Source organism: Sphingomonas sp. SRS2, assembly GCF_000971055.1.
Taxonomy (GTDB): Bacteria; Pseudomonadota; Alphaproteobacteria; order Sphingomonadales; family Sphingomonadaceae; genus Rhizorhabdus.
Genome location: NZ_LARW01000110.1, coordinates 1 through 19,026 on the forward strand (window position 1 = coordinate 1; position 19,026 = coordinate 19,026).

A 19,026-nucleotide genomic window follows, 5' to 3' on the forward strand; every position below is an offset into this window, starting at 1 on the left:
CGCATGTTCTGCCGCCTCAAGGACTATCGCCGTATCGCCACCCGCTACGACAAACTCGCCACCAATTTCCTTGGCGCTATCTACCTCGCCGCAGCCGTCACATGGTGGTTATGAGTCCCGACCCTAGTCTATGATTGCAAGAGCAAAGTTCCAAAAGACGATCACGCGAAGCGAGATTTGCCGTCGATGCTGGCGGCCATTGGCCTCGCGCACGATCTAGGAAATCCGCCCTTTGGCCATCAAGGCGAGAAGGCGATTGGCTCATGGTTCAAAAAAAATGCCGCAGTGGCTCTTGATATCGAAGGGGCAGAGGGCATCGGCGCGACAGAAATACAACGTATGCAGTCGGATTACCTGAATTTTGAGGGCAACGCCCAGACTTTTAGAATCCTGACTAAACTACAGATCCTTAATGACGAGTTTGGTCTGAACGTCTGTTGCGGAACGCTGGCAGCGCTGATGAAATATCCTGTAACCTCAGAACTTATCTCGGACGATAGCAAGGCTACCAAGAAATTCGGATGCTTTCACTCAGAACTGGTTTGTTTGGATGAGGTGTTCGATGAAACTGGCTTGAGAAAGGGGGTTAGGCATCCACTGGCTTACATCATGGAGGCCTGTGACGATATCGCCTACTCCGTTCTTGATGCAGAGGACGCGGTAAAGAAGGGCCTTGTCTCTTTCTCTGATATTATTGACTATCTTACTGCGACTTATCCAGAAGATAGAATGATCATAGAAATTGTAGATAACGCCAGGAAGCGGCATACTGTTCATAGATCCCACAAACTATCGCCTGCTGAGTTGAACGATATATCGACGCAGATGTTTAGGGTTTTCGCGATAGGTGCGATGATAAGCGCCGTCATTATGGCCTTCGAGGAAAACTATGATTTGATTATGAACGGCAAGTTCGGTGGGGATTTGATCGGATCGTCGACGGCTAAGCTCGCGTGTAAGGGGCTAAAAGATTTTTCGTTCAAGCATGCCTTCATTCACCGTAGCGTCTTGGCAATCGAGTTGCAGGGATACAATGTCATCCATTCCCTCATGGACATGATGTGGAACGCGATCGCAGCGCGCGGCGACCCATTGATTGTTGACGCCCGAGATTCAGAGGCGAACGTCTTCCAGCGCTACGTCTACAACCGAATTTCTGAAAATTACCGTAGGATTTTTGAGGATAGCAACAACCACCTCCCTCTGAATTATAAGCGCAGTCAGCTGCTAGCGGACATGATTTCTGGCATGACCGATAGCTATGCGGTAAGCTTGGAACAGGAGCTAAAAGGGCTTTGCTCCACCAACGGTTGAGAGTTGTTCGCGGTGGCGGTAGCGACAAATAGCGATGTTCTTAAAAAGAGGGTGAGGCGCTTTTTTGAGAATGTGCCGCCTGAACGGCGCGCTGTTATGAAGGTTGTATCAGCCCTAAGCGAACTAGCAGATGTTTACATTTTTGGCGGCCTACTGAGGGATTTGGCCTTGGAAGGGGTCGCTAGCTTCGAGAGCGATGTTGATATCGTTATCCGACCTTTTGATGTTCAGATTTTTCAAAAATGGGCGATGGAAAGCGGCTTCAAACTGAACAAGTTTGGTGGTTTTAGGTTAGTTAGGGATCGCTGGTTATTTGACGTCTGGGAGCTCGACAGAACTTGGGCTTTTCTTCAAGATACCTCCATTCCTCGGACGAAGTATACGTTGATTGACACTACGTTTTTCAACTGGGATGCCATTGTTTATGACATAAGAGCTAACCAGATAATTGTCGGTCAGTCATATTTTGAGAATATTTCTCAGCTTCGACTCGAAATAAATTTCGAGCCAAACCCGAATCCATTGGGCGCTCTGGTAAGGTGTTTAAAAACTCTAAAGAACTATAGGGCGAAGACAGGCCCAAGGCTTACGGAATTTGTTAACACAAATATTAGTATCTTCTCGGATATCGATATTTTGGAATATGATAGAAATAGGTCTCGCGTGCCGTCACTTGAATATAACTTTATATCAAAGATTCGGCGGCAAGCTGGCGTAACTCGATCTATCGGTGATTTTGAATGGATATCTGCGGAGCAAATGGCACTGCTCTGATCATGTGTGCTCAGTGGCAGACATTTCGGCACTCATCACTATACCCCGGATCAAGTCCGGGGTAATGAGAGCAAAGTGTAATTACGGTGATAGTTTAATTCCTCTTGAATTAAACCCGCTTCGCGAAGCGTAAGTATCCGACGCTTGAGCCACCCGGCGCCAGTCAAAACCTGACGAAGTCATCGAGCGTGAAATCGCTCGCGTCCGCGTTCGGCGCCAGCAGGCTCATTGTCGGGACATCGCTTGACGGCAGCGCGGTGTAGAAGAGGTAGGTGTCGGAGCCGACCTGGATCGCAGCGACCTCATTGTATCCAGTAGTGGCGACCATCAGCGCCTGCGCCTTTTGTGCCGCCGTCTGATAGGAGGTCGCGGCACCGCTCAACACCGCTTCGGGCCTCGTCCCGATGCCGGCGCGGATCTCGATACGGTCTTCGCCATGGGTGAAATCGGTTATCACCGTCAGTATGGAGGGGTCGGCAGGCAGGGTTCGAGTATCACCGGTCACGAAGCGATCGTTACCTTCGCCGCCGGTCAGCGTGTCGGTGGTGGCCTGGCCCTCAAGGAGATCGTTGCCCAGATCGCCCATCAGGATATCACGGCCGCCCCCGCCGGTCAGGGTGTCGTTGCCCTGGCCGCCACGCACGACATCGTCACCCATCCAGCCATCGACCCAATCATCGCCCTTATTGCCATTGAGGGTGTCATTATCTTCATTGCCGAAGATATAGTCATCGTCCGCGCCGCCCTGGATGCGGTCCGCACCGGGGCCGCCGTCGAGTTGGTCTTCTCCGGCATTGCCCTGGATATAGTCGGATCCGTAATCGCCGGTGATATCGTCGTCACCGTCCGGTCCACCGTTGGGCGACTGACCATAGAGATGGTCGTTGCCATCGCCGCCAAAGATGAAATCGGCGCCGGCGCCGCCCATCACGACATCATGGCCGCCCTGCACATTGAAAACATCGGTCTGCGACGCGCCTGTGGCATGATCGTCGCCAGCGAAGATCGCGATGCGCGCCGTCGATGCGCGCGCCGAAGGGGCGGCGGCGAAGACGGGGCCGAGGTCGAGATCGGTATCCGTCAGCGTGTAGGCGAGGGTGCTGCCGACATAGCTTTGAATGCTGTCGATCTGGCCATCGATCGGATGATTGCCGGAGTCATAGGCGATGCCGGCGCCGGTCAGCCGAAGTTGGGTCGTGTCGTTGAGCGCGAAGCGCAGCGCGGTCGGCAGGCGCTCGCTAAGCTCGGCGGTGAAGGCGAGTGAAAGATCGAGCTTGGAATGAGCGAAGACGAAGCCTTCGGTGACAGTAATGGTGGTCATTGGCGCGTTATGAAGGAGCGCCGGAAGGCGTCAATCGACGATCAGTCCATTTCGGCAGGAGTGCCGGGTCAGGCGCTCACTCCGCCGCGACCGAGTCCGCGCGCGCCACCTCGTTATGCCCCTCGACGACGATCACCAGATGTTCGACCCTTGGCGGGTTCTGGAAGTGGGGGCCACAGAGCTTGCGCCATTCTACGAAGGCGTCGGAGTTGCGGAACTCGATCATGTGGTCCTCGATCGTCTCCCACTCGACGAACATCCGGTAGCGGCTCGGCTGTTCCATCGAGCGGTGGAGGCGGAAGGCGATGCAGCCTTTCGAGGCCAGGAACAGATCCTTGGCGAGGGCGGCAGCCTCCTCGAAAGCCTGCTCATGGCCAGGCTTGATATCGATTTCGGCCAGTTCCTTGATCATCGGGTCCTCCACACACGCTGCCTGATGATCGAAACGCCCGGCGATGGTCAACGGTCCGCAGCATTTTTTCGCGCGGCATGTGATAATAATGGCGCGATTTCCCCGATCTGTCCCTGCTTCACGAGATCCCAGCTTTCGCCGGGATGACGGGGGGGGCAGGGCGGACCGGGATCGTTGACCCATGGCGACGGGCGGGGCTAGAGCGAGCCGGATGATCCGAAGCACGTCATTGAAGAGTCTCGCGATTGCGGCGTCGCTGCTCGGGCTGGGCGGGTGCGCCACGGTGCGGGAGCCGGGGCCGTCGGCGTCGGCCGCGCCGCTCGCGACGCCGCCTGCGACGATGCAATATCTCTATGGTTCGGCGGAGGCGGCGGCGGCGAGCGCGCAGGCTTATGCTGCGCTGACCGGGCAGGTCGCGGCGCGATTGCCGCGTCGTGCGTCGGCGGTGCTGGCGGCGGGGGCTACGCTCGATCGGCTGCGTTTCGCCGAATGCGGGGACAGGCCGACCGCGGTGCTGTTCGATATGGACGAGACGCTCGTCCTCAACCTGGGCTATGAATATGACGAGGCGCGCAGCGGCGCGTCGTTCGATGCTGCGCGCTGGGGGCGGTGGGAGCAGAGCGGCGCGCATGCGGTATCGCCGGCGCCGGGCGCGGTTACCGCGCTGACCGCTCTGCGCGCGATGGGCGTCACCCCGATCGTCAACAGCAACCGCAGCGCCGCGAACGCCAAGGCGACGGCGGCAGCGCTGACCGCGGCGGGGCTGGGCGATTTTCGCCATGGCGAGACGATGTTCCTGAAGGGCGATGTCGACGGCAAGTCCGCCAAGGATGGCCGCCGCGCGCTGATCGCGCAGCGGTGGTGCGTGATCGCGATGGCGGGCGACCAGCTTGGCGACTTCAGCGATCTGTTCACCGGCGACCCCGCCGCGCGCCGCGCCGCCGCACAGGCACCGGCGGTCGCATCGATGTGGGGCAGCGGCTGGTTCATCCTCCCCAATCCTGTTTATGGATCGGGCGTGACGGGTGATTGGGACCAGGTTTTCCCCATGGACAAGAGATGGGCCGATCCGGCCGGCAAGGGAGGCAGATAGGATGGTCCAGCCGCCGGTGCGACCGTCGCCCTGATGCCCGACAGCAGAAAACCGCCGGCGCCCGCGCCGCGCGAGCCCCGAGTCCCGACGGTCGTCCAGATCGAGCATGCGCTGGTCGTCGCCGGCGCGGTGCTGGTCGCGGTGCTGATCGCCTTTCTGGCGGCGGGTGGCTTCTACCTCCGCAAGGCGCAGGAAGCGCCGAAGCCGGGGGCGGCGCGGCTGTCGATCGACCTGAGCAAGATCGGCATCAGCAAGAGCGGGCCGACGCGGATCGACTATGGCCGGCTCGACCAGCGGATGCGCCAGCTTGCGGAGGATCGCGCGGTGGTCGGCGTGGCGATCGTGACGATCGAGAATGGCGAACTCAGCTTCGCCAAGGGCTATGGCGTCACCACCGATGGCGAGGGCGGCAAGCCCGTCGACGCGCATACCGTGTTCCGCTGGGCATCGGTTTCCAAGGGGGTGGCGTCGACGCTGCTGGTGCAGCTGGCGCGCGAGAAGAAGCTGTCGCTGAAGGACCCGGTGGCGCGCTGGGCGCCTTCGCTCAAGCTGCCCGAAAATGCGCAGAATGTCGCGACGATCGACAATCTCCTCTCGCAGAGCCTGGGCATCTGGAAGAACGCCTATGACCAGGACCTGGAGGATGGCCGCGACCCGAAGGAGATTCGCGGACGGCTGAACCAGATCCCGCTGCTGTGCCCGCCGGGCAAATGCTACAGCTATCAGAATATCGCCTATGACGCGGCGAGCGAGGCGGCCGAGCGGGCGGGGGGCAAGAGCTATGCCGAACTGACCAAGGAGAAGCTGTTCGCGCCGCTGGGCATGCAATCGGCGACGACGACGCGCGAGGGGCTCGAATCCTCGCCGAACTGGGCGCCGCCGCATCGCGGGCGCCGCGAGGTGAAAGTATCCGACGCCTATTACCGGACGCCGGCGGCGGGTGGGGTCAACAGTTCGATCATCGATCTCGGCATCTGGATGCGCGCGCAGATGGGCAGGGCCCCGCGCGTCCTGTCGCCCGCGATGCTGCGCGAACTGCATAGCCCGCGCATCCGCACCTTCTCGATCCACCGCCAGCGCGACCTCGACCGTGCATTGAAGGACGCGTCCTACGGCCTTGGCTGGCGCATCTGGCACTATAATGGCCGCGAGGTGATCGGCCATCGCGGCGCGGTCGACGGCTATCGCTCGCTGGTCCTGTTCGATCCGGTGCTGAAGGCCGGGGTGGGGATGTTGTGGAACTCGGCAGCGGTGGAACCGACGGGGATGCAGCTCGAGGTGTTCGACATGCTGTACCGGCAGCCGTTCAAGGACTGGATGGAACTGGGGAAATAATATGCGTCGCCCCGGCGGAGACCGGGGCCGGCACGTTGTACGCGAATACGTCGCAGCAAGAGCCTCTGGCGGCCCCGGCCTCCGCCGGGGCGACGATATGTAGAAAGCCCTGCTTTCCACCTTAAAGCCGTCTCTGCTTTGACATTGGCGCGGGCGGAGCTAGATCGGCCCGCATGTCGAACACGCCCCGCACCCTGTATGAAAAGATCTGGGACGCCCATGTCGTCGATCGTCGCGACGACGGCACCTGCCTGATCTATATCGACCGCCACCTCGTCCACGAGGTCACGAGCCCGCAGGCGTTCGAGGCGCTGCGCGTCGCCGGGCGCAAGCTGCGGCGGCCCGATCTCACCCTGGCGGTGCCCGACCATAATCTGCCGACCACCGCGCGTGTCGACGCGGCGGGCAAGCGGGTGCCGATCGCCGATGTGGAATCGGCGGGGCAGCTTGCCGCGCTGGAGACGAATGTCGCCGATTTCGGCGTCCCCTATATCGACGCGGTGGCGAGCGAGCAGGGCATCGTCCATGTCGTCGGCCCCGAGCAGGGCTTCTCGCTGCCCGGCACGACGATCGTATGCGGCGACAGCCATACCGCGGCGCATGGCGGATTGGGCGCGCTGGCGTTCGGCATCGGCACGTCCGAGATCGAGCATGTCATGGCGACGCAGACGCTGCTGCTCGCGCGGTCGAAGGCGATGGAGATCCGGGTCGACGGCGTGCTGGGCGAGGGCGTGACGCCGAAGGATGTCGTCCTGCACATCACCGGGGTGATCGGCGCGGCGGGCGGCACCGGCTATGTCGTCGAATATACCGGCAACGTCTTCCGCGAGATGTCGATCGAGGGACGTATCACCGTGTGCAACATGGCGATCGAACATGGCGCGCGATCCGGGCTCGTCGCGCCGGACGACGCGACCTTCGCTTATCTCAAGGACCGGCCGATGGCCCCGAAGGGCGCTGCATGGGACAATGCGGTCAGCTGGTGGCGCACGCTCGCGACCGATCCGGGCGCGAAATATGACAAGGTCGTGGTGATCGACGCCGCCGATATCGCCCCCTGCCTGACCTGGGGCACCAGCCCCGAGGATGTCGTGGCGATCACCGGCGTGGTGCCCGATCCGGCGAGCTTCGCCGATCCGTCCAAGCAGATCGCCGCGCAGAAGTCGCTCGATTATATGGGGCTGACTCCGGGCACGCGGATGCAGGATGTGCCGGTCGAGAATATCTTCATCGGCAGCTGCACCAACAGCCGCATCGAGGATCTGCGCGCCGCCGCCGCGGTCGTGAAGGGCCGCAAGGTCGCAGCCAATGTCCGCCAGGCGCTGATCGTGCCGGGATCGGGACTGGTCAAGCGCCAGGCCGAGGCGGAAGGGCTCGACCGCATCTTTACCGACGCGGGCTTCGAATGGCGCGAGCCGGGCTGCTCGATGTGCCTGGCGATGAACCCCGACAAGGTTCCGCCGGGGGAGCGCTGCGCATCGACCTCCAACCGCAATTTCGTCGGCCGCCAGGGGCCGGGATCGCGCACCCATCTCCTCTCGCCCGCCATGGCGGCGGCGGCGGCGGTGACGGGGCGTCTCGCCGACGTCCGCACGCTGGAGAAGATCGCATGAAGATAGCGCTGGGCGCGGTCCTCCTTGCGATGTCGGGCGTCGCGCAGGCCGCGCCGGGCACGGTGGACAAGCTGTGGCGGCTCGATTGCGGCGCGGCGCAGGTCAACCAGCTCAACCTCTTTTCGGACACGCAGAGCTATACCGGGCAGAGCCGCCGGCTCGTCGGGAGCTGCTATCTGATCAAGGACGGTGACGCCTATATGCTGTGGGACACCGGCCTGCCCGCGGCGGCGAAGGGCCTGCCGATCGACCCGGCCAAGCCGATGAGCGCGACGCTCGGCAAGACGATCGTCGAGCAGCTCGCCGAAATCGGGGTGAAGCCCGAGCAGATCGGCCTGATCGGCATCAGCCATCATCATTTCGACCATACGGGCCAGGCTGCCGATTTTCCCAAAGCCAAGCTGATGATTGGCGCGGGCGACCTGGAGGCCGCGCGCAAGAATGAGGAGATCGGCAAACCGATCGCCAACTGGCTGGGCGAAGGCGCGAAGGTAGAGGGCGTGACCGGCGACAAGGACGTGTTCGGCGACGGCAGCGTGACGATGGTGGACCTGCACGGTCACACGCCGGGGCATCATGGCCTGCTGGTGCGCCTGCCGAAGACCGGCGCGGTGCTGCTGTCGGGCGATGTCGCGCATTTCCACGAGAATCTCGACAGCGATGGCGTGCCGCCCTTCAACACGGATCGCGCGGATTCGCTCGCGGCGATGGATCGTTTCCGCAAGCTCGCCAAGTCGCTGAAGGCGGTCGCGATCATCCAGCATGACCCGCGCGATGTCGCCAAGCTGCCCGCCTTCCCGCAAGGAGCCGAATGATGAAGCCGATCCGTGAGGTCGAGGGCCGCGCCTATCCGCTGGGCCTGAAGAACGTCGACACCGACGTGATCATCCCGGCGCACTATCTGAAGACGATCACCCGCAAGGGGCTGGGCCGCGGTGCGTTCGAGACGATCCGGGCGCAGGAAGGCAATGTCTTCGACGACCCCGAATATGCGGGTGCGAACATCGTCATCGCGGGCGATAATTTCGGTTGCGGATCGAGCCGCGAGCATGCCGCCTGGGCGCTCAACGACATGGGAATCGACGCGGTGATCGCGCCGAGCTTCTCCGACATCTTCTCGGGCAATGCGTTCAAGAACGGCATCCTGACCGTGGTGCTCCCACAGGAGGCGATCGACCGCTTGCTCGAGGTCGCGAAGACCGATCCGATCAGCATCGATCTGGAGCATCAGAGCGTGACGACGCCATTCCAGGACCGCTTCTCGTTCGAGATCGACGCCTTCCGCAAGCACTGCCTGCTCAACGGCCTCGACGAGGTCGGTATGACGCTGGCGCAGGACGCGGTGATCTCGACCTTCGAGGGCAAGATGGCGGCGGACCGGCCCTGGCTATAGGCGGCGCGATCCAGCGGGTGGTTTGATGGAATGAAACTCGGGCCGCCCGCTTTGTGCGGTTGCGCAGGCCGGGCAGCATGCCTATCTGATTTATGAACGATATTCGGTGAGCAGGGGACTTATGACGACCTTCGACGACCGCGAAAAGGCTTTCGAGAGCAAGTTCGCCCACGACCAGGAAATGGCGTTCCGGATCACGGCGCGGCGCAACCGGCTGCTCGGCCAGTGGGCGGCGGGGCTGATGAAGCTCACTCCCGAGGAAACCGACAGCTATGCCAAGGGCGTGGTCCAGGCCGATTTCGAGGAAGCAGGCGACGAGGACGTGATCCGGAAGCTGCTGGGCGACCTGACTTCGGCCGGGGTCGACATCGACGATGCGACGATCCGCACCGCGATCGATACCAAGCTGGTCGAGGCCCGCCGCCAGCTGATGGAAGGCAAATAAAATCATGCCGATGGCGGCGACCGAGATCGAGGCAATGATCAAGACGGCGCTGCCCGATGCGCTGGTCGAGATTACCGACCTTGCCGGCGACGGCGATCATTATGCGGCGCGAGTGGTGAGCGAGAGATTTCGCGGCATGCCGCGCGTGCGCCAGCATCAGCGTGTCTATGAAGCTTTGGGCGGACGGATGGGGGGCGTGCTGCACGCGCTGCAGCTCACCACCGCGACACCCGAATAAGGAGTGATTTCGATGAGTGACGACGTTCAGGCCCGTATCGCGACGGCGGTCAATGCGGCCGACGTGCTGCTGTTCATGAAGGGCTCGCCGCTGTTTCCGCAGTGCGGCTTCTCCAGCAAGGCGATCGCGATCCTCGAGCATCTCGGCGTCGAATATGCGACGATCGACGTGCTGCAGGATCCGGGCATCCGCGCGGGCATCAAGGAATTCTCGGACTGGCCGACGATCCCGCAGCTATATGTGAAGGGCGAATTCGTCGGCGGATCGGACATCATGATGGAGATGTACGAAGCGGGCGAACTGGCCGACATGCTGGAAGAAAAGGGCGTCGCCCGCGCCTGAGCCGTTAGTGCGCCGTCTCCTCGCGCTGTTCGCCGCGATGGTGATGGCTGCCGCTACGGTCGCGCAACCGATCGTCATCGCACATCGCGGCGCGTCGGGCGCGCGTCCCGAGCATAGCCTGCCCGCCTATAAGCTTGCGATCGAGCAGGGCGCCGATTTCATCGAACCAGATCTGGTGATGACGAAGGACAATGTCCTCGTCGTCCGCCATGAGAATGAGATTTCGGGCACGACCAATATCGCCGATCATCCGGAGTTCGCCGACCGGCGGACGACCAAGACGATCGACGGCAAGCCGGTGGTGGGCTGGTTCACCGAGGATTTCACCCTCGCGGAACTGAAGACGCTGCGCGCGCGGGAGCGGTTGCCGCAACTACGCCCGGCCAATGCCGGCTGGCTCGATGAGAATATCCTGACTTTCGACGAAGCGCTGGCGCTGGTCCGCACGGCGGGGCGGCCGGTCGGCATTTATCCCGAGACCAAGCATCCGAGCTATTTCGCGGCGATCGGCAAGCCGATGGAGCGCGCGCTGATCGATGCGCTCACGCGCGCGGGCTTCACGCGCGCCGACGACCCGGTGTTCATTCAGTCGTTCGAGGTGTCGAACCTCAAGGCCCTGCGCGGCATGACCCGGCTCCGCCTCGTCCAGCTGATCGATGGCGACGAGCCACCTTATGACCAGGTTGAGAGCGGCACCGGGCTGACGGTGGCGGATATGGTGACGCCGGCGGGGCTGAAGGCTATCGCGGGCTATGCCGATGCGATCGGCCCGTACAAGCTGCTGATCGAGCCCCGCGACGCGGCGGGGCAGGCGCTGCCCGCAACGACCCTCGTGAACGACGCGCACGCCGCCGGACTCCGCGTCCACAGCTGGACTTTTCGGAGTGAGAATATCTTCCTGCCGGCGGGGGACCGGATTGGGGAGGGTCAGGGGGGACGGGGTGATGCCGCTGCGGAGTATCGGCGGGTTCTTGGCTATGGGGTCGATGGACTGTTCAGCGATTTTCCCGGCGAGGCGGTAGCGGCGCGGGCGGCGGCTGGGCAGTGATGGACGGGTGACGATTGTGAGAATGGCTTGTCAGGAACGACCCAATGCCAGTCGTAGAGCTGGCTCGCTCAAACCCCTAAGACCGGACGGTCAGCTTTCCGCCCTCGCCGCGTCCGGCTGGCCGATACACGTGGCGGATGTTCCGCAGCATTCGCCAGGACATCATAAGGCAGATCTACTTGCCTGCTCCGGACGGAGGGTCGCAACGCTTTCGCGGGGACTTTGCGTTCTGCGAACCCGAGCAGCGTCCTCAGCTGGGTATACCTAATCGATTGCCTCGTGCGCCATCGCGGCGGCCGCAAGCTCTGCGCCAGGGACGAGGCGCCCCTCCGCCTTACGTTCGCTGAACCGGTCCACCAGATAAGGGGCGCGATCACGCGTGAGCAGGGTGAACTTGTAGAGCTCCTCCATCACGTCGATCACGCGATCATAGTAGGGCGACGGCTTCATGCGCCCTGCGTCGTCGAATTCCTGATACGCCTTAGCGACCGAGGATTGGTTGGGGATGGTGATCATGCGCATCCAGCGGCCTAGCAGGCGAAGGCTGTTTACAGCGTTGAACGACTGAGATCCGCCGCTGACCTGCATCACTGCCAGGGTGCGTCCTTGTGTCGGACGCACGCTGCCAATCTCCAAGGGGATCCAGTCGATCTGGGCTTTCATGATGCCGCTAATCGCACCGTGGCGCTCGGGGCTGCACCAGACCTGACCCTCTGACCACAACGATAGCGCCCGGAGTTCCTGCACCTTCGGATGGTCGGGAGAAACCGCGTCCGGAAGCGGCAGGTCTCGTGGATCGAAGATCCGCGTCTCGGCGCCGAATCGCTGAAGAATGAGCGCCGCTTCCTCGGTGAGAAGCCGACTGTAAGAGCGCTCGCGCAGTGAACCATAGAGCAGCAGGATCCGCGGGGGGTGCGTGGCGACAGCACGCGGCTCGAGCTTCTCTAACGTCGGGGTGTCGAGGAACTGGGGCTGTAGGGCGGGGAGCTCGGTCATGTGCGACTTTCAAAAGGCGACTTCAAACTGTCGCATAATTCCTATATCGTAGAAATATGGAAACCAAGTCCGTAGTTACAAGCCTTGCCGCCCTTGCGCACGAAGGACGGCTGGCGATCTTCCGGCTGCTAGTGCAAGCCGGCCCCAACGGGGTCGCGGCGGGAAAGATCGCCCGACGGCTGGGCGTACTGCCCAATACCCTCTCCGCCAGCCTCAACATTCTGAGCCACGCCGGGTTGATCGACTCGCGGCGCGAAGGCCGCTCGATCATCTACACCGCCCACTACGACACCATGCGACAGTTGCTTGCCTTCCTAATGGAGGACTGCTGCGCCGGCTCCCCGGAAATCTGCGCCCCCCTCATAGCCATCGCAAGCCAGAGCTGCGGGGCCCAAGGCGCCTGCACCTGAAGGAGCACCTATGACCGACAAAATCTACAATGTCCTGTTCCTCTGTACCGGAAACTCAGCGCGCTCGATCATCGCCGAAGCCCTCCTGAACAAGGAGGGGGCAGGGCGCTTCAAGGCCTACTCCGCTGGTTCGATGCCCACCGGCCACGTAAACCCGCACACCCGACCGATCGTTGAGGCCTGCGGCTTTGACCTGTCCGATTTCCGCTCAAAGTCATGGGAAGAGTTTGCAAGCCCAAGCGCGCCGCAGCTCGATTTCGTCTTCACCGTCTGTGACAGCGCGGCGGGCGAGGTCTGCCCGGTCTGGCCAGGGCAGCCGATTACCGCCCACTGGGGGGTTCCCGATCCCGCCGCGGCGGAAGGCTCGGAGGCTGAAATCGCCGCGGCCTTCAGCGACGCCGCGCGCCAACTCGGCAACCGCATTCGCCTCTTTCTCAGCCTCCCGATCGGCTCGCTCGACAAGATGTCCTTACAGGCGAGGCTGCGGGAGATTGGCCGGCGCGCCGATGAGACCCAGGCGAGCGGATGATGCGAACGGCCAGCCAAGATCCTGCGCCCCAAGCCAGCCTTGAGCCTCCGATTCACCCCTTCTCCACCACCCGGCGGCTAGTGGCCGAGGCGATGGGCACGGCGTTGTTGATGGCCATTGTGGTGGGGTCCGGCATCATGGGAGAGCGGCTCTCGGACGGGAACGACGCTATCGCCTTATTGGGCAACACCATCGCCACGGGCGCTGGTCTGGTAGTCCTAATCACCATATTCGGGCCGATCTCCGGCGCGCACTTCAACCCCGCGGTCACCTTGGTGTTCGCGCTGCGCCGCGAGTTCAGCGCTAGCCTTGCCCTTCTCTATACTGCTGCGCAGTGCCTTGGCGGGATTTGCGGGGTGTGGCTCACCCACGCCATGTTCGCGGAGCCGATCCTCCAAGTCTCGACTAAGTTTCGCGATGGGCCTGCGCAGGGATGGTCGGAGATCGTCGCCACCTTTGGTCTGATCGGCACGATTCTGGGATCGATCCGCTTCAAACCCGAAGCTACGCCGCTGGCCGTCGGCCTCTACATCACCGCGGCCTACTGGTTCACAGCCTCGACCTCTTTCGCCAATCCGGCCGTCACTATAGCCCGCTCGCTGAGCGACAGCTTCGCCGGCATTGCCCCAAGCTCCGCCCCTCTATTCATAGCTGCTCAGCTCGTCGGCGCAGTATTGTCCGCTGTCGTGTTTGGCTGGCTTCTCAAGGAACGACATCCCACATGAGCCATCCCTTCCAGATCACGATTTTCCACAATCCGTCCTGCGGCACCTCCCGCAATACCGTCGCCATAGTAGAGGCGGCGGGCTATGCACCAGAGGTGGTTCGGTATCTGGAGACCGGCTGGACGAAGGCCCAACTGCACGCGCTGCTCACGGCTATGGGCGCGCGACCACGCGATGTCTTGCGCGAGAAGGGCACGCCGGCCGCAGAGCTTGGACTGCTAGCTAGCGAGATCAACGAGGAGACCCTGCTCGACGCGATGATCGAGCACCCCATCCTGGTCAACCGGCCGATCGTGGTCACGCCAAAAGGGACAAAGCTCTGTCGGCCGTCGGAGACGGTCCTAGAGTTGCTCGACAAAAAACCTGAGCAATTCACCAAAGAAGATGGCGAGGTCGTGCGGCTTTAGCGGACTTGCCGACCATCGGCCGATCTCGACGCCAATTATGATCGATCGTTCGCACGGCTGTCGAGGGGTAGGTCGAGGTGATGATGGACGCGGGCCAAACAGGATAACCGCCGCCCCGCCGATACAAACGGCCGCTCCCAAAACATCCCATCGGTCTGGGCGGGTGCCTTCCACAGCCCACAGCCAAGCAATTGCCGACACAATGTAGACGCCCCCAGAGGCTGCGTATGCACGTCCTGCGTGCTCCGCATCAACGAGAGTAAGCAAATAGGCGAATAGGGCCAGGGCGCCCATTCCGGGGATTAGCCACAGGACTGATTTATCGAGCTTCAGCCAAGCCCAAAAGGCGAAGCAACCGGCAATCTCGGCGATTGCCGCTCCGATGTAGGCTATGGCTGTCATGCGCTGGCACATCGCAGCTTTGCCGAATGACCCAACGGCGCTTCCTGCCAATAGCCCGCAATCGTAAACGGACGACAGCTTGCGCCTTATGCGCTCCCGAGAGCGGACTGTCAGCACTCCACCCCATATCTGACACGTCAGCGGGGCCCGGCTCCCAGAGCTGTCGCCATCTCGGACGGACTCTGGCTGACGAGAGACATGGACCCCAGCCTTCGCTGGGGTGACGTGAAGGGTTAGAGCAGCGCCCTCACCAGCGCGAAGAGGCTCGTTGCGATCAGGACGCAGCCGACCATCGTCAGCAGCGGTTTCGGCGCGATCCGTTTCACCAGGAGCGCGCCGAGTGGCGCGGCCATCAGGCCGCCGATGATCAGGCCGACGACGGCGATCGAGAAGGCCTCGATACCGAGCGTGACGATGAAGGTAATCGAGATCGTCGTGGTCAGGAAGAATTCGGCGGTGTTGACCGTGCCGATCGTCGAGCGCGGTTCGGTGCCCTGGACGAGCAGGTTGGAGGTGACGATCGGGCCCCATCCGCCGCCGCCCGCCGCGTCGAGAAAACCGCCTACCAATCCCAGCGGCGCGACCACGCGGGCGGGCTTGTAGGCGGCGCCATGATCGATCCGCCACGCGCGCCACAGCAGGTAGATGCCGATCGCGGTGAGATAGGTCATCACATAGGGGCGGGCGACCGCGCCGTCGATGTTCGACAGCAGATAGGCCCCGGTCACGCCGCCGATCATGCCGGGAATGACGAGCCGCGCGAACAGCCGCCAGTCGACATTGCGCTGGACAACATGGCTGACCGCAGAGGCGGCCGTCGTGAAGCTTTCGACCAGATGGACGCTGGCGGAGGAGCGCGCCGGCGCGACCCCCATGACGCTGACCAGCAGCGTGTTGGTGATCACCCCGAAAGCCATGCCCAGCGCGCCGTCGATCAGCTGCGCGAAGAAGCCAACCGCAATGAAAGGCAGCACGGCTTGAATGAGGTCGATCGAAAGTTCGGGCATGAAAGATAACGGTCCGGCAAGACTTACATCCCGCCGGGTGACGGGCATTCGGCGCGGACATTAGCCAGATCGAGAGGCGTGGCAATGCCGCCCGGGCAATGTATCCTTGGCCCGTGGCAAGCTGATCTAGGCCGGCTAAGGATGCTATTGACGGACTCGCCTTGCCGGTTGGCGCTTCAGCGAAGGCAACAGGGCATGCGATTGTTTTGATTGAGGATTGCCGGAAAATGGCGGTTGAAGAGACTATCGCTTCCAAGCCGGTCGCATCGGAGGACGTGCCCTGGCGGGCATGGACCGAAGGAACGCGCTTCGGCGAGCGATACCGGCATCTGACGCTGGCGGCGATCGGCGAGGGATATCATGTCGGCGTGGCGATCGAGGAGCTCGAACCCGGTCGGCAGAGCACGCCCGCGCATTATCACATCTTCGAGGAGGAGCATGTCTATGTCCTCGACGGTGCGCTCACCGTGCGGATCGGCGACGAACGCCATGCGATGCGCGCCGGGGACTATGTCTGCTTCCCGGCCGGACGGAGGGCGGGTCATTGCCTGATCAATGAGGGGGACGCGCCCTGCCGCTATGTGATCATCGGCGAGCATAACCCCAGCGAGGTCGCGGTCTATACCGACAGCAACAAGCTGCTGGTGCGGGCGCTCGGCCCCAATGCGCTGTTCGATATGGCGGCGACGCGAACCTATTGGGACGGCGAGGATAGTGGAGGAGCATCGCATGGCGGATCGCCGGTCGAAGGCCCGGCCAGCTTCGAGCCCCACGCGCCGATCCCGCCGATCTCGTCGGGCGATGTCGAGTGGCGGGTGGAAGGCGAGGGCCCGCGCTTTCGCGGGCGGTCGCGGCACCTGACCCGGTCCGTGATGGGCGACGACTATCATGTCGGCGTGCTGATCGAATCTCCCGAGCCCGGCGTGCGCCTGTGGCCAAGCCATTATCATATGCTGGAAGAGGAGCATGTGCTGATCCTGGAGGGCGAGGCGGTGCTGATCCTGGGCGGCGAGCGCCATGTCATGACGGTGGGCGACTATGTGTGCTTCCCTGCCGGGCAGAGGGCCGGGCACAGCATCGTCAACGGCGGCGAAGGGCCGTGCCGTTATCTGATGATCGGCGAGCGCAACCCCAACGAAGTCTGCGTTTATCCGGATTCGAACAAGGTGGCCGTCGATGCGCTGGGAAGCGGCGACCGTATTTTCGACATGGGCGCGGTGCGGCAATATTGGGATGGCGAGGACGCCGGCTGACGCCGCCCCTTCACATTGCCCCCGCGCGATGCCACATGGCGGCCATGAGCGAGCAGCTTGCCGGTATTGCCCAGACGCAGCATCCCCTGGTGCGCCGCCTGCTTGCGGCTAATCCGGGGCCGTTCACCTATACCGGCACCCAGACCTATCTGGTCGGCAATCGCGACGTCGCGGTGATCGATCCGGGCCCCGACCTGGACGGTCAGGTCGATGCGATCCTGCGCGCGATCGGCGATGCGCCGGTCCGGGCGATCGTCTGCACCCACACCCACCGCGATCACAGCCCCGCCGCTGCCGAGCTGAAGGCGCGGACCGGCGCGCCGATCATCGGCTGCGCGCCGCTGATCCTCGATGACAGCGGCCCGCGCGCCGACGCCGCCTTCGACCGCAGCTACACCCCCGACGAGGCGATGCGCGACGGCGCGACGATTCAGGGGGATGGCTGGACGCTGGAGGCGATCCACACGCCCGGCCACACCTCCAACCATATCTGTTTCGCGCTGCCGGAGGCGCAGGCGCTGTTCAGCGGCGATCATGTCATGGGCTGGTCGACCACGGTCGTCTCGCCGCCCGATGGCGACATGGCAGACTATATGGAGAGCCTCGAACGGCTGATCGGCCGCGAGCAGGATGCGGTTTATTATTCGGCGCATGGCGATCCGATCGACCGGCCGCAGCGTTTCGTGCGCGGCCTCGCCGGCCATCGCAGGCAGCGCGAGGGGCAGATATTGCGCTTTCTGGAAAAGCAGCCCGGTGCGGTGCCCGAGATGGTAAGCCAGATGTATGTCGGGGTCGATCCCCGGCTGCACGGCGCGGCAGGCTTGTCGGTGCTCGCCCATCTGATCGATCTCGAGACGCGCGGTTTCGTGCGGCACGACGACGCGTTATGGAGTTTGGCGGCGTAGCGCCGTTGCTGGAGAGTTGAGAATATGAACGCCCCCGTGGAGAGCCTGACCGGCCTGGACCTGCGCGCCGAGATCGACCGGCTGCGCAAGGAGCGCAACGCCGTGATCCTGGCGCATTATTACCAGGCGCCCGAGATTCAGGACCTCGCCGATTTCGTCGGCGACAGCCTCGATCTCTCGCGCAAGGCGGCGGCGACCGATGCCGAGGTCATCGCCTTTTGCGGGGTGCGCTTCATGGCCGAGGTTGCGAAGATATTGTCGCCCGAGAAGACCGTCATCCTGCCTGACATGGATGCCGGATGCAGCCTGGAGGACAGCTGTCCGCCCGAGGAGTTCGCCCGTTTCCGCGCGGCGCATCCCGATCATCTCGCGCTGACCTACATCAATTGCTCGGCGGCGGTGAAGGCGCATAGCGACATCATCGTCACCTCGTCGTCGGCCGAGACGATCCTGTCGCAGATCCCGATGGACCAGAAGATCATCTTCGCGCCCGATCGCCATCTCGGCGGCTATTTCGCGCGCAAGACCGGACGCGACATGCTGTTGTGGGAAGGCAGCTGCATCGTCCATGAGGCATTCTCCGAGACCGAACTGATCAAGCTCAAGATGCAGCATCCGGGCGCGCCGGTGGCGGCGCATCCCGAATGCCCGGTCCATATCCTCGACCACGCCGATTATGTCGGGTCGACGCGCGGCATCCTCGATTATGTGCTGAAGGTTCCCGATCAGACAATCATTGTCGCGACCGAGCCGCACATCATCCACCAGATGGAGAAGGCGGCGCCGCACAAGACCTTCATCGGGGCCCCCGGTGCGGACGGAAATTGCAACTGCAACATGTGCCCGTACATGGCGCTCAACACGATGGAGAAGCTCTATCTGTCGTTGCGCGACCTGACCCCGCAGATCCATGTCGACGAGCCCACGCGGATCGCCGCGAAGCGTTCGCTCGACCGGATGCTGGAGATGACCGGCGGGTTGTCCGGGCCCGATGTGGGGCGGCCCAAGCTCTAAGCCGTCGCCCCGGCGGAGGCCGGGGCCGCAGGCGGCTCCTGCGGTACGCG

At 62.8% G+C, this 19,026-nt stretch carries 22 protein-coding genes and 2 pseudogenes; 19 read left to right on the forward strand and 5 right to left on the reverse strand.

All coding sequences use genetic code 11. The features are described from left to right. The 3 genes and pseudogenes from WP12_RS17250 to WP12_RS17260 all read left to right on the forward strand — a co-directional run. Positions 1–114, forward strand: a 114-nt coding sequence (locus tag WP12_RS17250; protein ID WP_152663832.1) for a transposase, incomplete at its 5' end; no start/stop codon positions are given. Between the two features lie 51 nt (positions 115–165). Beyond that, positions 166–1,314, forward strand: a pseudogene (gene dgt, locus WP12_RS17255) (dGTP triphosphohydrolase); the annotation flags it as partial. A 12-nt stretch (positions 1,315–1,326) separates the two neighbouring features. Beyond that, entirely contained in the window at positions 1,327–2,088 is a 762-nt protein-coding gene (locus WP12_RS17260) for a hypothetical protein (protein WP_152664058.1), read from the forward strand. 163 nt (positions 2,089–2,251) lie between these two features. Here the strand turns inward: WP12_RS17260 and WP12_RS17265 are convergent, their stop codons facing one another. Together WP12_RS17265 and WP12_RS17270 are read right to left on the reverse strand one after the other, a co-directional pair. Beyond that, positions 2,252–3,409, reverse strand: coding sequence for a calcium-binding protein (locus WP12_RS17265; RefSeq protein WP_046194932.1), 1,158 nt, complete (start codon positions 3,407–3,409; stop codon positions 2,252–2,254). Positions 3,410–3,485: 76 nt separating this feature from the next. Next, the gene (locus tag WP12_RS17270) at positions 3,486–3,821 is read right to left on the reverse strand and encodes an antibiotic biosynthesis monooxygenase family protein (protein ID WP_046194989.1); all 336 of its coding nucleotides are present in this window, start codon (positions 3,819–3,821) and stop codon (positions 3,486–3,488) included. 211 nt (positions 3,822–4,032) lie between these two features. Here WP12_RS17270 and WP12_RS17275 point away from each other — a divergent pair, with 211 nt between their 5' ends. The 9 genes from WP12_RS17275 to WP12_RS17315 all read left to right on the forward strand — a co-directional run bounded on the left by WP12_RS17275 (position 4,033) and on the right by WP12_RS17315 (position 11,328). Then, on the forward strand, positions 4,033–4,914 hold the full coding sequence (locus WP12_RS17275) for an HAD family acid phosphatase (RefSeq protein WP_052730465.1): 882 nt from the start codon (positions 4,033–4,035) through the stop codon (positions 4,912–4,914). Between the two features lie 33 nt (positions 4,915–4,947). After that, positions 4,948–6,249, forward strand: coding sequence for a serine hydrolase domain-containing protein (locus WP12_RS17280; protein ID WP_046194933.1), 1,302 nt, complete (start codon positions 4,948–4,950; stop codon positions 6,247–6,249). Between the two features lie 173 nt (positions 6,250–6,422). Continuing rightward, a complete protein-coding gene (gene leuC / locus WP12_RS17285; RefSeq protein ID WP_046194934.1) occupies positions 6,423–7,862 on the forward strand; it encodes a 3-isopropylmalate dehydratase large subunit in 1,440 nt (479 codons plus the stop codon). Then, the gene (locus WP12_RS17290) at positions 7,859–8,677 is read left to right on the forward strand and encodes an N-acyl homoserine lactonase family protein (RefSeq protein WP_046194935.1); all 819 of its coding nucleotides are present in this window, start codon (positions 7,859–7,861) and stop codon (positions 8,675–8,677) included. Before leuC ends, WP12_RS17290 begins: the two co-directional genes overlap by 4 nt. Beyond that, complete coding sequence (gene leuD / locus WP12_RS17295; RefSeq protein ID WP_046194991.1) at positions 8,677–9,255, forward strand: 3-isopropylmalate dehydratase small subunit; 579 nt, start codon at positions 8,677–8,679, stop codon at positions 9,253–9,255. The genes WP12_RS17290 and leuD overlap by 1 nt, the downstream gene beginning before the upstream one ends. Before the next feature lie 121 nt (positions 9,256–9,376). Beyond that, positions 9,377–9,700, forward strand: a complete 324-nt coding sequence (locus WP12_RS17300; protein WP_046194936.1) for a DUF1476 domain-containing protein — start codon at positions 9,377–9,379, stop codon at positions 9,698–9,700. A gap of 4 nt (positions 9,701–9,704) precedes the next feature. Beyond that, a complete protein-coding gene (locus WP12_RS17305; RefSeq protein ID WP_046194937.1) occupies positions 9,705–9,938 on the forward strand; it encodes a BolA family protein in 234 nt (77 codons plus the stop codon). 12 nt (positions 9,939–9,950) lie between these two features. Then, a complete protein-coding gene (grxD, locus tag WP12_RS17310) occupies positions 9,951–10,280 on the forward strand; it encodes a Grx4 family monothiol glutaredoxin (protein ID WP_046194938.1) in 330 nt (109 codons plus the stop codon). Between the two features lie 7 nt (positions 10,281–10,287). Then, on the forward strand, positions 10,288–11,328 hold the full coding sequence (locus WP12_RS17315; RefSeq protein WP_443027886.1) for a glycerophosphodiester phosphodiesterase: 1,041 nt from the start codon (positions 10,288–10,290) through the stop codon (positions 11,326–11,328). 264 nt (positions 11,329–11,592) lie between these two features. Here WP12_RS17315 and arsH read toward each other — a convergent pair whose 3' ends face one another. Next, positions 11,593–12,324 (reverse strand): arsenical resistance protein ArsH, encoded by a 732-nt coding sequence (gene arsH / locus WP12_RS17320; RefSeq protein ID WP_046194939.1) that lies wholly within the window; start codon positions 12,322–12,324, stop codon positions 11,593–11,595. A gap of 56 nt (positions 12,325–12,380) precedes the next feature. Between arsH and WP12_RS17325 the strand changes: the two genes are divergently transcribed. Genes WP12_RS17325 through arsC form a run of 4 tightly spaced genes read left to right on the forward strand, consistent with a single transcriptional unit; the run spans position 12,381 to position 14,395 of the window. Then, complete coding sequence (locus WP12_RS17325; protein WP_046194940.1) at positions 12,381–12,734, forward strand: ArsR/SmtB family transcription factor; 354 nt, start codon at positions 12,381–12,383, stop codon at positions 12,732–12,734. Between the two features lie 10 nt (positions 12,735–12,744). Continuing rightward, complete coding sequence (locus WP12_RS17330; RefSeq protein WP_046194941.1) at positions 12,745–13,263, forward strand: arsenate reductase ArsC; 519 nt, start codon at positions 12,745–12,747, stop codon at positions 13,261–13,263. After that, positions 13,260–13,988, forward strand: coding sequence for an MIP/aquaporin family protein (locus WP12_RS17335; RefSeq protein WP_268794740.1), 729 nt, complete (start codon positions 13,260–13,262; stop codon positions 13,986–13,988). Before WP12_RS17330 ends, WP12_RS17335 begins: the two co-directional genes overlap by 4 nt. After that, complete coding sequence (gene arsC, locus WP12_RS17340; protein WP_046194942.1) at positions 13,985–14,395, forward strand: arsenate reductase (glutaredoxin); 411 nt, start codon at positions 13,985–13,987, stop codon at positions 14,393–14,395. Before WP12_RS17335 ends, arsC begins: the two co-directional genes overlap by 4 nt. 90 nt (positions 14,396–14,485) lie before the next feature. Here arsC and WP12_RS24285 read toward each other — a convergent pair. Together WP12_RS24285 and WP12_RS17345 are read right to left on the reverse strand one after the other, a co-directional pair. Further along, positions 14,486–14,797, reverse strand: a pseudogene (locus WP12_RS24285) (YnfA family protein); the annotation flags it as partial. A 233-nt stretch (positions 14,798–15,030) separates the two neighbouring features. Continuing rightward, positions 15,031–15,804, reverse strand: coding sequence for a sulfite exporter TauE/SafE family protein (locus WP12_RS17345; protein ID WP_046194943.1), 774 nt, complete (start codon positions 15,802–15,804; stop codon positions 15,031–15,033). A gap of 227 nt (positions 15,805–16,031) precedes the next feature. Here WP12_RS17345 and WP12_RS24975 point away from each other — a divergent pair, with 227 nt between their 5' ends. The 3 genes from WP12_RS24975 to nadA are packed head-to-tail and all read left to right on the forward strand — an operon-like array spanning position 16,032 to position 18,976. Further along, positions 16,032–17,057, forward strand: coding sequence for a cupin domain-containing protein (locus tag WP12_RS24975; protein WP_052730466.1), 1,026 nt, complete (start codon positions 16,032–16,034; stop codon positions 17,055–17,057). A gap of 35 nt (positions 17,058–17,092) precedes the next feature. Further along, the gene (locus WP12_RS17355; protein WP_084691209.1) at positions 17,093–17,962 is read left to right on the forward strand and encodes an MBL fold metallo-hydrolase; all 870 of its coding nucleotides are present in this window, start codon (positions 17,093–17,095) and stop codon (positions 17,960–17,962) included. A 24-nt stretch (positions 17,963–17,986) separates the two neighbouring features. After that, positions 17,987–18,976 carry a quinolinate synthase NadA gene (nadA, locus tag WP12_RS17360; RefSeq protein ID WP_046194944.1) on the forward strand — a complete coding sequence of 330 codons (990 nt, stop codon included), beginning with the start codon at positions 17,987–17,989 and terminating at the stop codon, positions 18,974–18,976. The last annotated feature ends 50 nt before the right edge of the window (positions 18,977–19,026 follow it).